The sequence below is a fragment of the Roseobacter sp. SK209-2-6 genome, assembly GCF_000169455.1.
Taxonomy (GTDB): Bacteria; Pseudomonadota; Alphaproteobacteria; order Rhodobacterales; family Rhodobacteraceae; genus Pseudophaeobacter.
The window spans coordinates 116,088-128,728 of the sequence record NZ_AAYC01000004.1 but is presented as its reverse complement, the minus strand read 5'-3'; the positions used below and the strand labels follow the sequence as shown (position 1 = coordinate 128,728).

The 12,641-nt window shown below is 52.6% G+C and carries 14 protein-coding genes; 7 read left to right on the top strand and 7 right to left on the bottom strand.

Annotated elements, in window-relative coordinates; translation table 11 throughout:
- Window positions 1-120 precede the first annotated feature (120 nt).
- Together hslU and RSK20926_RS08025 are read left to right on the top strand one after the other, a co-directional pair.
- The gene (gene hslU, locus RSK20926_RS08030) at window positions 121-1,431 is read left to right on the top strand and encodes an ATP-dependent protease ATPase subunit HslU (RefSeq protein ID WP_008205706.1); all 1,311 of its coding nucleotides are present in this window, start codon (window positions 121-123) and stop codon (window positions 1,429-1,431) included.
- Between the two features lie 91 nt (window positions 1,432-1,522).
- A complete protein-coding gene (locus RSK20926_RS08025) occupies window positions 1,523-2,638 on the top strand; it encodes an alpha/beta hydrolase (RefSeq protein WP_008205704.1) in 1,116 nt (371 codons plus the stop codon).
- A 37-nt stretch (window positions 2,639-2,675) separates the two neighbouring features.
- Here RSK20926_RS08025 and RSK20926_RS08020 read toward each other — a convergent pair whose 3' ends face one another.
- From RSK20926_RS08020 to RSK20926_RS08010, 3 genes are read right to left on the bottom strand one after another with little or no spacing between them, the layout of a single operon-like run.
- The gene (locus RSK20926_RS08020; RefSeq protein ID WP_008205702.1) at window positions 2,676-3,263 is read right to left on the bottom strand and encodes a Smr/MutS family protein; all 588 of its coding nucleotides are present in this window, start codon (window positions 3,261-3,263) and stop codon (window positions 2,676-2,678) included.
- On the bottom strand, window positions 3,263-4,315 hold the full coding sequence (mltA, locus tag RSK20926_RS08015; protein WP_008205700.1) for a murein transglycosylase A: 1,053 nt from the start codon (window positions 4,313-4,315) through the stop codon (window positions 3,263-3,265). The genes RSK20926_RS08020 and mltA overlap by 1 nt, the downstream gene beginning before the upstream one ends.
- Window positions 4,312-4,968 (bottom strand): Tim44/TimA family putative adaptor protein, encoded by a 657-nt coding sequence (locus RSK20926_RS08010; protein ID WP_037254424.1) that lies wholly within the window; start codon window positions 4,966-4,968, stop codon window positions 4,312-4,314. Before RSK20926_RS08010 ends, mltA begins: the two co-directional genes overlap by 4 nt.
- Before the next feature lie 113 nt (window positions 4,969-5,081).
- On the opposite strand from RSK20926_RS08010, the gene RSK20926_RS08005 reads away from it, so the two are divergent.
- Window positions 5,082-5,609 carry an FxsA family protein gene (locus RSK20926_RS08005; RefSeq protein WP_008205698.1) on the top strand — a complete coding sequence of 176 codons (528 nt, stop codon included), beginning with the start codon at window positions 5,082-5,084 and terminating at the stop codon, window positions 5,607-5,609.
- Between the two features lie 90 nt (window positions 5,610-5,699).
- Window positions 5,700-6,185 (top strand): protein-export chaperone SecB, encoded by a 486-nt coding sequence (gene secB, locus RSK20926_RS08000; protein WP_008205697.1) that lies wholly within the window; start codon window positions 5,700-5,702, stop codon window positions 6,183-6,185.
- 74 nt (window positions 6,186-6,259) lie between these two features.
- Here secB and dnaQ read toward each other — a convergent pair whose 3' ends face one another.
- From dnaQ to RSK20926_RS07980, 4 genes are read right to left on the bottom strand one after another with little or no spacing between them, the layout of a single operon-like run.
- Window positions 6,260-6,988, bottom strand: coding sequence for a DNA polymerase III subunit epsilon (gene dnaQ / locus RSK20926_RS07995; RefSeq protein ID WP_008205696.1), 729 nt, complete (start codon window positions 6,986-6,988; stop codon window positions 6,260-6,262).
- Window positions 6,981-7,574 carry a dephospho-CoA kinase gene (gene coaE, locus RSK20926_RS07990; RefSeq protein WP_008205695.1) on the bottom strand — a complete coding sequence of 198 codons (594 nt, stop codon included), beginning with the start codon at window positions 7,572-7,574 and terminating at the stop codon, window positions 6,981-6,983. The genes dnaQ and coaE overlap by 8 nt, the downstream gene beginning before the upstream one ends.
- Window positions 7,571-8,404, bottom strand: coding sequence for a shikimate dehydrogenase (locus tag RSK20926_RS07985; RefSeq protein ID WP_008205694.1), 834 nt, complete (start codon window positions 8,402-8,404; stop codon window positions 7,571-7,573). The genes coaE and RSK20926_RS07985 overlap by 4 nt, the downstream gene beginning before the upstream one ends.
- A complete protein-coding gene (locus tag RSK20926_RS07980) occupies window positions 8,401-9,000 on the bottom strand; it encodes a Maf family protein (RefSeq protein ID WP_008205693.1) in 600 nt (199 codons plus the stop codon). The genes RSK20926_RS07985 and RSK20926_RS07980 overlap by 4 nt, the downstream gene beginning before the upstream one ends.
- Window positions 9,001-9,411: 411 nt before the next feature.
- Here RSK20926_RS07980 and RSK20926_RS07975 point away from each other — a divergent pair, with 411 nt between their 5' ends.
- The 3 genes from RSK20926_RS07975 to mnmE all read left to right on the top strand — a co-directional run bounded on the left by RSK20926_RS07975 (window position 9,412) and on the right by mnmE (window position 12,638).
- Entirely contained in the window at window positions 9,412-9,867 is a 456-nt protein-coding gene (locus RSK20926_RS07975; protein WP_008205692.1) for a CopD family protein, read from the top strand.
- 181 nt (window positions 9,868-10,048) lie between these two features.
- The gene (gene rho / locus RSK20926_RS07970; RefSeq protein WP_008205690.1) at window positions 10,049-11,320 is read left to right on the top strand and encodes a transcription termination factor Rho; all 1,272 of its coding nucleotides are present in this window, start codon (window positions 10,049-10,051) and stop codon (window positions 11,318-11,320) included.
- 31 nt (window positions 11,321-11,351) lie between these two features.
- Complete coding sequence (gene mnmE / locus RSK20926_RS07965; RefSeq protein ID WP_008205688.1) at window positions 11,352-12,638, top strand: tRNA uridine-5-carboxymethylaminomethyl(34) synthesis GTPase MnmE; 1,287 nt, start codon at window positions 11,352-11,354, stop codon at window positions 12,636-12,638.
- The last annotated feature ends 3 nt before the right edge of the window (window positions 12,639-12,641 follow it).

Genomic DNA, 12,641 nt, shown 5'->3' with positions numbered 1-12,641 from the left:
AGCCTCACAGGCCTATGAGGGCCCGTGAAATCTGTACCATTTGCTGTGATCCGCTCGTGATCGGGTTGAGTTTTTCCCCTGCATGATTAGGTTCCTGATGAAACAGGAAAGCAGAAGAATATGACTGATTTGACCCCTCGCGAAATTGTTTCCGAATTGGACCGGTTTATCATTGGCCAAAAGGACGCCAAGCGGGCCGTGGCCGTCGCCCTGAGGAATCGTTGGCGGCGAAAGCAATTGGCCGATGATCTGCGTGATGAGGTTTATCCAAAGAACATCCTGATGATTGGCCCCACGGGTGTTGGTAAAACAGAGATTTCGCGCCGTCTGGCCAAACTGGCACGTGCGCCCTTTATCAAGGTGGAAGCAACCAAATTCACCGAAGTGGGCTATGTGGGACGCGACGTGGAACAGATCATTCGTGATCTGGCTGATGCTGCTATTTTGCAAACCCGCGAATACATGCGCGAAGATGTAAAAACCAAGGCTCATAAGGCGGCTGAAGATCGGGTTATCGAAGCCATTGCCGGCGAAGACGCCCGTGAGGCCACCCGCGAAATGTTTCGCAAAAAACTCAAAACGGGTGAGCTTGACGACACTGAGATCGAGTTGGACCTGGCCGATAGCTCCAATCCAATGGGCAATATGTTCGAGGTCCCCGGACAGCCCGGTGCCAATATGGGCATGCTGAACCTGGGAGATATCTTTGGGAAAGCCATGGGTGGTCGCACTATTCGAAAAAGGATGAGTGTTGCCCAGAGCTATGAGGTGCTGATTGGGGAAGAGGCAGACAAGCTTCTGGATGATGAGCAAGTCACCCGTGCAGCCCTCGAATCCGTTGAGCAGAACGGCATCGTTTTCCTGGATGAGATTGACAAGGTCTGCGCCCGTTCTGATGCGCGTGGTGGCGATGTCAGCCGCGAAGGTGTGCAGCGTGACCTGCTGCCACTGATCGAAGGCACAACCGTCAGCACCAAACATGGCCCGATCAAGACCGACCATATCCTCTTTATTGCTTCAGGTGCTTTCCACATCGCCAAACCCAGTGACCTGCTGCCAGAACTCCAAGGTCGTCTACCAATCCGTGTGAACCTGCGTGCGCTGAGCGAAGAGGATTTTGTCCGCATCCTAACCGAAACCGACAATGCTCTTACGCTCCAGTATACTGCCTTGATGGGCACCGAAGAGGTCGAGGTCGAATTCACCGAAGATGGGATTGCGGCCCTGGCCAAGATCGCGGCAGAGGTCAATCAATCGGTTGAAAACATAGGCGCGCGTCGCCTCTACACTGTGATAGAGCGCGTCTTTGAGGAGCTGTCCTTTACTGCGCCTGACCGCAGCGGCGAGAAGATTTTCATCAATGCAGAGTATGTTGGCAAACATCTAGGTGAGCTGAGCAAATCCACCGATGTGAGCCGATACGTCCTCTAAATCGCTTGATTTCGGGTTTTGCCAACCCATCCAGTTTTAAATCGCCCGCAGGCAGGTTAGCCTGTGGGCGATTTGTTTACGGGATCCTGAAATGCGCTTTCTTTTAGTCGGCTTTTGTCTTGCTTTGCTATCCGCCTGCACCGACAGGAGCATTTCACCCACCGTTCCAGAGGCTTTGGAAATCGGAACACCAAAGACCATTTTTACTGCTACAACCCGTGAGAAGGGCATGGACGGCTATTTCGGACCAAAGCGCAGTGAGACGCTCAGCCTATTGGAACTTACCGTCTCCATCCCTCCCAGCCATCAGACAGGGAAGCTTGATTTCGGATATGATAAGCCGAACCCCGCCCAAGAGTTCACCATAGCCGGGAGGCGGGAATTTGACGAGTTTGGCGAATTTGATCGCCGCATGCGACAAGAACTCCTGTCTCTGCCAGCGAAAGAACGGGATGTTACGATATTCATTCATGGCTTCAACTCTACCCAGGCCGAGACCGCCTTTCGGGCTGCGCAGCTAACACATGATATCGAAACCCCAGGCGCCACAGTCATCTATTCCTGGCCAAGCCTAGGCAGCCCTTTGGGCTATGCCTACGATGGCGACAGTATTTTGTTTGCTCGAGATGGTCTGGAGACCCTCCTACGCCGACTCCCCGGTACTGGTGCGCGCCGGATTGTGCTGGTCGCGCATTCCATGGGATCGGTTCTCACCATGGAAACGCTTCGTCAAATAGAAATCGCCACCCCGGATTGGTCAGAAAGGAACCTGGGTGGGGTAATTCTGATGTCTCCTGATCTGGATCTGGATGTGTTTCGCAGCCAGATGCGCCGGATCAAAAGAGTGCCAAAACCCTTTGTTGTCTTTACCTCTCAAAAAGACACGATCCTCAATATTTCGCAGCGTATTCGCGGAACCCACAGTCGGGAACGACTTGGCAATCTGCAGTCCATTGATGCCCTGTCTGATCTTCCGATAGAGGTCGTGGATACTACCGATTTCTCCGATACAGCAGAGTCTGGTCACTTTGTTGCAGCAACATCCCCGGCTTTGCTTTCGATGCTGAATGCCGCACAGGAAACAGCAGAGGCCTTTCAAAAACTTCCATCCAGATTATCTGCGCAAACACTCTTGCCAGGAGCCGTCTCCCAGGACGGCAAAGCAACCCGTGTTATCCTCTCCGTCCAAGGTGGCGGTGAACGATAGGCCCCGTTGCGACCTCACTTGATATTGGGTTTAATCGCTAACGACTGCGCCGCAGATACACATAATAGGCGCCCTCGCCCCCATGAGTGACATGCGCTGGCGTTACCTGCAAAACCGCTTGGGCAAGCGGAGGCAGTGCCAACCATTGCGGCACATGATGACGCAACACCCCTCGTGGGATTGGCATGGGACCCGGTTCATCCCTATCCTTGCCTTTTCCTGTCACAACCAGAACCAGCCGTTTCCCTGATGCCTGTGCCGAGAGGATGAAACGCGTCAATGCTGGATGCGCACCATCAACCCGCATTCCGTGCAGATCCAGCTTACCTTCTGGCTTCAGCTTGCCCCGCTTCATTCTGCGAAAGGATTTTTCATCCATTTTCAGCGGTGCCTGTGCCAGTTGGCGCGCGGGGCTTGGCTTTAGTTCATGTTTAGCAGGTTTTGGTTTCGCCATAGAACCAATGTCAAAACGATCCAGCTTTGGTTGCGGGTGTTTCATGGGCTTTGGCTTGGGCAGAGGCAGTGCCGGGGGAGCGCTATGACTTCCCGGGTTGAGCTTCTCTGTATGCTCGACCACCTTGTGCCATAGGTCGACTTCCTCAGTTGTCAGTTTGCGCCGAGTCATCAGAGATCCTCTGGCAACAGAGCATAGGCGCGTTGGATCGGCAGAAGGACCACCATGCGTCCAGGGTCGCGCAGACGACCTGCGGCCTGGCCGGCCTCATCACCGGTTCCATAAAAGACATCCGCCCGCTGGGCGCCTTTGATCGCGGATCCGGTATCCTGCGCAATCATCAAGCGTCGCAGGCGGCTTTCCCCGTCTTTTTCCAACCATACCGGAGCGCCAAGAGGCGTGAACTTTGGATCAACAGCGAGGCTACGCATCGCAGTAACAGACCGGTTCATCGCACCAAGGGGCCCCTTTGAGGCCGAAATCTTTCGGATCTCACGAAAGAACACATAGGATGGGTTGTGCATCAGGAGTTCGTGACCCGCCGCAGGGTTTCGGCGCACCCAGGATTTGATTACCTGAGCACTCACCTGATGTGCGTTGTAAATCCCCCGGCGCACCATTTCAGCACCGATGGAACGATATGGATGCCCATTTGCGCCTCCATATCCAACACGGACGGAAGTTCCATCCGGCATTCGGATCCGACCGGACCCCTGGATCTGCAGAAAGAACAACTCAACAGGGTCATCCACCCAGGCGATTTCCAGCCCCCTGCCCTGCATTACATCACCGGACAGAATCTCACGCCGTGCGAGCCACACTCCAGAACGCTTGGCCTCGGGTGGCATTTTGTAAACGGGATAGCGAAATCGCGATGTACGGTATCTGGATCCATCAAGCTCTGGCTCAAAATATCCGGTGAACAAAGCGGGGTTTCCGTCCTCAATCAGGACAGGCCGAAAAAACAATTCAAAGAAATGGCGCGCGCCCGCTGGATCTTGGTTTTGTGCAACCGCACAAAGGCTTTGCCAATCCTGATCATCCAGATCCATGCAGGTCTCTAGAAAGACTTTCAGGGCAGTGGCATGATTATCCTCTGCCCAGCCATCAAGCCCGGAATAATCCAGCATCTTATAGCTGGTTTCCGCAGAAGCGGCAGAGGCTGTCATTGCAGCCCCCGCAAATACCACCGCCCGGAAAGCATCCCGGAGTGCTGCAATCATCCGTCCGTGGCCACCAATTGCCAGTTGGGGTCATCAGTGCCCATGGAGCGCGCAAAGACCCAGGTATCTTTCTGACGCTTAACAGCTTTGGCATCGCCTTCAACAATTTCGCCATCGCGGTCGCGCACAACAGAGGTTAGTTCACCAACAAAGCGCATTGTAACTTCGGCTGTGTTATTCGCATCATCAAAATGCGCCCCTACGACGGCGGTTTCACGTACTCCGATGAACTCTGCTTCGATTGTCAGACCCTTGTCTTCCCGATCTGCAACCGCTTCGACAAAGCTGTCATAGACGTCTTCGGCCAGGAACCCTTTAAGCGCGTCGAGTTCACCGTTCTCAAAACCCATCAGGATCATCTCATAGGCGCCGCGCGCGCCCTGAACAAATTCACTGACACTAAAGCTAGGCTCTGCCCGCTTCATCGAGGCAAAGGCCTGAGCTGCAGGGGATTCTTCTTCCACGTGATCTGTGATGTCGCGGTCCGGCCCGCCTTCGATCACTTCAAGATCCGGACGACCCTGACGTTTCTCTGCAGCACTAACAGGCGGTTTTTCAAATCCTTCCCGTGTACCCAGGACGCTTTTCAAGCGCAGGATCAAAAACACCGCTATACCGGCCAAAACCAAAAGCTGAATCAAAGGCGACTCCATCAGAACCTCTCGCTGGGCATGCCTGCCTGGTTTGAAACCCAGGCGCTCCGTCCTTATGTAGGTGACCATGGGTGGCAAGTCTACCGTCCAAGATGTGAACCAAGGACGCACTGATGTATCTTTTTCTCGCTTTTCTGATGGTACCTCTGATTGAAATTGGCCTGTTTATACAGGTTGGTGGCGCAATCGGACTGTGGCCTACACTGGCAATTGTGGTCCTGACCGCCATATTGGGAACCTCACTGGTAAAATCACAGGGCCGGATGGCGCTTGGGCAGATGCGCAGTTCGTTCCAGACGCTTTCTGATCCAGCTGAACCCCTGGCTCATGGTGCCATGATCCTATTTGCCGGAGCGCTTTTGCTCACTCCTGGCTTTTTCACGGATGCGGTTGGCTTTGCGCTGTTGATGCCACCTGTTCGGGTTGCAGCCTACAGATACCTGTCAAAGAAGATCACAGTGGCCCAATTCCAAATGGGACCGGGATCAATGCAGGGACGTCACTATCCCGGTGATACTGGCCCCCGCCCCACACAAGGTGATTTTCGCGATCAGGGAGAGGTTATCGATGGTGAGTTTGAAGAAATTCGCCCAAAGAACCCCTCTGCTCGGCCTTCCAAGTGGGTCGATGGACCCAAGTAAACCCTTGGGGCTCTCTTGCCTTGCGTGACCGTTGAGCTACCAGCATCAAGCTGATAAGCACGGGGCAAACAACGTATTTGGAGTATCAATATGGCCGAAAATGGCGCAGCAGAGGGTGCACAGCAGCCTCAAGTCCAGATGAACATCCTGGGACAATACATCCGTGACATGTCCTTTGAAAATGTCATGGCGCAAAAAGGTGCCGGCGGCGAAGTTCAGCCTGATGTAAATGTCTCGGTGAACCTGGATGCAAAGAAGCGTTCCACAGATAACCAGTTTGAAGTGATGACCAAACTGAACATCGAATCCAAAAACAAGGAAGGTGACGATGTCCTCTTTGTTTTGGAACTGGAATATGTCGGCATTTTCAATATCGTTGGCGTGCCGGAAGACCAGTTGCACCCCTTCTTGCTGATTGAATGCCCACGCATGACCTTCCCCTTCCTGCGCCGCATCGTTTCCGATGTGACACGTGATGGTGGCTTCCCGCCTCTGAACCTCGACAATATCGATTTTGTCGCGATCTATCGCAACGAGTTGGCCCGCCGCCAGGCCGAGGCCGCCCCTCAGCAATAAGCTGACCCGGATACGAGACTAGAAAAGCCGCTGTAATCAGCGGCTTTTTTCTTACCTGACAGTCCTTTACATCTTTAGCCTTGGCGCCATAGAGCTGCGTCACCCATTTTCTCAACAAAAGCGTCATGTGCAGAAAGCTCTTCTTGCGTCAGTCGGCTTGGTAATGGGGTTGCACGTTGGGTTGGGCGCCAATCTTCAGCTACCTGACCTTCCTTGCTGCCCGAAGTCGAAGTTGAGAGGCCAAAATCGGGCTGTCGGCCACCAATCAGCTCCAGGTAAACTTCCGCCAGGATTTCAGAGTCGAGCAAAGCCCCATGCAGGGTTCGATTGCTGTTGTCGATCTGGAACCGGCGACATAGCGCGTCCAATGTGGCCGGCGCACCAGGAAAACGCTTGCGCGCCACTGCCAGGGTATCGATTGCTTGATTCAACGGAAGTTTGGGCAGGCCCATCCAGTCAAGTTCGGCATTGAGGAATTTCATGTCAAAGCTGGCATTGTGAATCACCAGCTTTGAATCCTGCACAAAATCCAGAAAGCTCTGGCCGACCTTGGCAAAAACCGGCTTGTCCCGCAGGGTCACCTGACCCTTTTCCGGCTGTTGCGGGGGCTCCAGCAAATCAGGCCCAATGCCATGCACGCCAAAGGCCTCATGCGGCATGCTGCGTTCGGGATTGATGTATTCGTGGTAGGTTTTGCCGGTTGGCATGTGATTGAACAGCTCAACCGCGCCAATTTCCACAATCCGATCCCCGGAAAAAGGATCAAAACCGGTGGTTTCCGTATCCAGTACGATCTCACGCATTGGCAATCCTCACTCTGATTTTGGTCAGGACCTCAGAGACCTGAGCCCGAGCGTGATCCATCGTATCGGTTTCGATCACAAAATCTGATCGTTCTATTTTTTCGTCAATTGGCATCTGTTTGGAACGGATCTGTTCGAATTGCTCTTCACTCATCGTTCCACGCGCAAGCACACGGGAACGCTGTGTCATAGCATCGACAAAAACACAGGCAACAGCATCCATGGCCACATCCCCGCCTGTTTCAAAAAGCAATGGAATGTCAAACACCAGAATGTCGCTTGTGGCCTGTTCCCGAAACTGACGGCGATCTTCGGCCAAGAGCGGGTGAACGACATTTTCTATTTGCTTCAGTGCTTCCGGTGACTGCCCAATGATGCGTTTCAAGACATCGCGGCTGACAGCACCATCTACAATGGCATCGGGAAACAGCTGGGCTATAGGCCCAACAGCATCACCCCCAGTTTCGTAAAGCCGATGAACTGCGGCATCCGCATCCCAAACAGCGCACCCCATTTCAGTAAAGAGAGCTGCCGTGGTGCTTTTGCCCATACCAATTGACCCTGTCAGGCCCAAGAGAAAGCTCATTTCAATACGGCCGCACGGGTTTCATCGTCCACCTCGGGACGTTGACCAAACCAGCGCTCAAACCCTGGTACAGCTTGGTGCAAAAGCATGCCCAACCCATCAACAACCGTACAGCCCACTTCCTCTGCGGTTTTGATCAGGTGGGTTTTGAGCGGCGTATAGATCAAATCAGTCACAACCTTGTCGGGCGCCAACCCATCCAATGGAACACGTAGCCGCGGCTTGCCTTCCATACCCAGTGAAGTCGTATTCACCACCAGTTTGGCATCCTCGATGATATTGCCGGCATGCAGCCACTCAACCACTTTGATTTTTTTGCCAAATTCCTTGCGCAGTTTTTCAGCACGTTCCTGGGTCCTGTTGGTCAACATGATCTCCGGGATACCTGCCTCCAACAAAGAGGCAATAACCGCGCGACAGGCACCTCCTGCCCCCAAAACAGCGGCCGGCCCGCTACCTGGATTCCAATTCGGCGCGCCTTGATGTAGATTGGTGATGAATCCGTAACCATCTGTATTATCAGCCATAATTGATCCGTCAGGCCGAAATATCAACGTATTCGCAGCGCCCATCAGCTTTGCCCGGTCCGTGATCTTATCAGCAATCTCCATCACCGCTTCTTTGTGCGGGATGGTCACATTTGCTCCGACAAAGCCTGCTTTTGGCAAGGTTCGGATAACAGTCTCCAGATCCTCAGCTTCCACATGCATTGGCACATAGTGACCCGCAATGCCGAGCGTGGTCAGCCAATGAGTTTGCAGCTGTGGCGATTTCGAATGCGCCACCGGACAGCCGATAACTCCAGCCAAGGGGATCTTTTTGTCACTCATTGATCAATGACTCCCTGCAGTCTCAGATAGTTGAGCAGTTCAATTAGAGGTAGTCCTAACACATTAAAGTAACTACCCTCGATGCTGGAGAAAAGTCGAACTCCCTCTTCTTCCAGCTTATAAGCCCCAACGGAATGACGAATACTATCCCAGTTCCGTTCGACATAGCCTTCCAGAAAAGCGTCGGAACATTCATGCATACGCATGCGAACCTGACCAACATGCCGCCAGACCGGCTCCCCTGCTTTATACAGTACGGCAGCTGACAAAAGCATATGTCGCTGTCCGCGCATCTCTCTGAGCTGAGAAAGCGCATTTTCAGGAGATTTTGGTTTTGAAAGAAGCTTGCCCTGGAAATCCAGCACTTGGTCGCAGCCCAATACCATCTTATCGGGAGATCTGCCGCTAACCTTTCTTGCTTTGGCTTCCGCCAATGCATCAGCAATGTCGCGGGGCGTCGCCTCCTCTGCCAAAAGGGCCTGTTTTATCGCGTCCTCATCCAGGCGTGCGGTCTGAATGTCAAAGGTCAGCCCAGCCTGGCGCAGAAGCTGGGCACGAATTTCTGATCCTGACGCCAGCACGATGTGGGTAGCCATGTGGAAAACCCCTAGGAAAAACAGCAGAGCAAGTTGGGAGGGTTTGTATGAAATCTATCCGATTTAGCAAGTCCCGTGCTTGCTCCCCTATCTCAAGTTTTCGCCGGCTGATTCCTCCTCCGGGGAAAGGGATAACTTCCAAATGCGGGATATCCTGATCTTCCTCGATTCCTCCATGGTTTATCCCCAGAGTAACCTTCATTAACAGAGTGTTAATTTCCCATATTTCTAAGGCCGTTAAGAAAAATGTCACCAATGTGGCAGACCACGGACTGGTAAGTTATGCCCCTTGGGGATAAGCCAAGGAAGGACTCAGTAATCCACTGAAATCCCTAGGGCCTACAAAAACATCATCCTTTAAATCTTTCTTTTATTTATTAGGGTGAGCAAGCGAACCGGAGCGCAAGAACCATGGACCTGAGTGATTTCCTGTTCACAGTCTACCCCTATGCCAAGTCTCTGCACATTATGGCGGTGCTTAGCTGGATGGCTGGTCTCTTCTATCTTCCTCGGCTTTTTGTTTACCACGTGGAACAAGCTGAGAATGTGCCAGGAAGTACTCAGATTTTCTTAACCATGGAGTACAAACTGCTGCGTTTCATCATGCGTCCGGCAATGATGGTAAGCTGGGGTGCAGGACTGCTGATCGTAGCGACGCCTGGTATTGTCGACTGGAGCTATATCTGGCCCTGGACCAAAGGTGCCTCCGTTATTGCCATGACATGGTTTCACATCTGGCTCTTGCGTCGGTACCGGGATTTTGAAGCAGAGAAGAACACGCTCACAGGACGACAGTATCGCCTGATGAATGAGGTCCCAACCATTTTGATGGTAGTCATCGTTGTCTCGGTGATATTTAAGTTCTGATCCCTCTCTGAGGGGGAAAGAGCGCTTGTAAGGCGTTTTAGAGAGATCTACGCCCCTTATTGACTTCACTCTCCTCTGCGCCTAGAAATGGCGCCCAACGGGCCCGTCCGGGCATACGTGTTTTCCGCACTTCTTAGTGATCTCATTCCCCAAATTGCTTGGGTAAAAGGGCCATATATTAATGACCGTCGATTCCCTAAATCTGTCCGATCTTAAGGCGAAAAGCCCCAAAGCACTTTTGGCTATGGCTGAAGAGCTGGAGATCGAAAACGCTTCTACCATGCGTAAAGGCGAGATGATGTTCCAGATCCTGCGCGAACGTGCGGATGAGGGTTGGGAAATTGGCGGTGATGGTGTCCTAGAGGTGCTACAAGACGGCTTTGGCTTCCTGCGCTCGCCAGAGGCAAATTACCTGCCGGGTCCTGATGATATCTATGTGTCGCCAGACATGATCCGCAAGTTTTCCCTGCGGACAGGCGATACCATCGAAGGTCAGATCAAAGCGCCGCTGGACAGCGAGCGTTATTTCGCGATGACCAGCGTTACCAAGATCAACTTTGAAGAGCCGGAGAAAGCGCGTCACAAGATCGCCTTTGACAACCTGACGCCGCTTTACCCCGATGAACGGTTGAAGATGGAGATCGAGGATCCCACCATCAAGGATCGCTCAGCACGGGTGATTGATCTGGTAGCGCCGATTGGTAAAGGTCAGCGTTCGCTGATCGTTGCGCCACCGCGGACGGGTAAGACCGTGATCTTGCAGAATATCGCCCATTCGATCGAAAAAAATCACCCCGAATGCTATCTGATCGTGCTCTTGATCGATGAACGTCCCGAAGAGGTGACGGATATGCAGCGCTCGGTGAAGGGTGAGGTTGTCTCCTCCACCTTTGACGAGCCGGCAACCCGCCACGTGGCTGTTTCGGAAATGGTTATTGAAAAAGCCAAGCGTCTGGTAGAACATAAACGAGATGTTGTGATCCTTCTCGACTCTATTACCAGACTTGGTAGGGCGTTTAACACTGTTGTGCCATCTTCGGGTAAAGTTCTGACCGGTGGTGTCGACGCCAACGCTCTGCAGCGGCCAAAGCGTTTCTTTGGTGCAGCTCGAAATATCGAAGAGGGTGGATCACTCACCATCATTGCAACCGCGCTGATCGATACTGGCAGCCGGATGGATGAGGTCATCTTCGAAGAATTCAAAGGCACCGGTAACTCTGAAATCGTGCTGGATCGTAAGATAGCCGACAAGCGAGTCTTCCCAGCCATTGATATCCTCAAATCTGGCACCCGTAAGGAAGACCTGCTGGTTGACAAAGGTGATTTGGCGAAGACCTTCGTGCTGCGGCGGATCCTGAACCCGATGGGAACCACGGATGCTATTGAGTTTTTGCTGGGCAAGTTGAAGCAAACCAAATCCAACTCTGATTTCTTCGACTCGATGAATACCTAAAAAAGCGGCTTGGCAGTTAAGGAAGGCCACCATGGATACGATCTTTGCGTTGGCCTCTGCCCAGGGGAAGGCTGGGGTTTCGGTCATTCGTCTTTCAGGACCTGAGTCCTTGATCGTTGCGAACAGGATCTGTCATTACCCCTTGCCAGAAAAGGGTAGGGGAGTCAGACGAATCCAGGACCAGCAAGGAGAGGTCCTTGATGAAGCGCTGGTACTAACATTTGCTTCTCCAGAGAGCTTTACTGGAGAGAATGTTGTTGAATTTCAGGTACATGGAAGTACGGCCGTTGTTTCTGCAGTACTTGCAACCTTGTCAGATGAGGCGGATCTGCGCCTTGCTGAGCCTGGAGAATTTACCCGACGCGCTCTTGAAGCCGGAAAGCTGGACCTTTCTCAGGTCGAAGGTTTGGCGGATCTTATAGATGCTGAGACCGAAGCCCAGAGGAAACAAGCGCAGGTAATCCTCTCTGGTGGCCTGGGCCGTCTTGCAGAACGGTGGCGCCAAGATCTTATTCGCGCAGCCTCACTGATCGAAGTGACTATCGATTTCGCTGATGAGGATGTACCGGTTGATGTCACTCCGGAAGTTTCTAGCCTTTTAGAAGGTGTTTCCCAGGATCTCCAAAGGGAGACACAGGGCGTACAGATTGCAGAGAGAATCCGAGAGGGATTCGAGGTTGCAATCATTGGGGCACCCAATGTTGGAAAATCTACGCTTTTGAATGCGTTAGCGGGACGGGAAGCAGCAATCACTTCTGAATATGCCGGTACAACTCGAGATATTATCGAAGTGCGCATGGATCTCTCAGGGCTTCCAGTCACGCTTCTTGATACCGCTGGGTTGCGCGAAACAGAAGATCATGTCGAAGGAATAGGTATTGCTCTGGCAAAAAAGAGAGCTGAGGATGCAGATCTTAGAGTGTTTCTCTGTGAAGAGGACGAAGATCTGGAGCTTACCTTTTGTTCTGGTGATATCAGATTGAAGCCCAAAGCGGATTTGCGAGACGACAAGGAAAACAGTATTTCCGGTGCGTCCGGTTATGGTCTCGATTCACTTGTTTCAGCGATTTCGGAAGAGCTTAGGAAGCGCTCTTTACAGGTTGGTGTAGCTACTCGGGTTCGACATCGAGAGACAATGACCATTGCTTTGTCTAGTTTGAGACAGGCACAAAATGTCCTAGAGCAGGGGCCGGAGTTCTATGATTTGGCTGCTGAAGATATGCGTTCGGCGATTCGGGCCTTGGAATTGTTAGTTGGACGCGTTGGTGTCGAAAATCTTCTGGATGAGATTTTCTCCAGTTTCTGTCTTGGAAAATAGGGA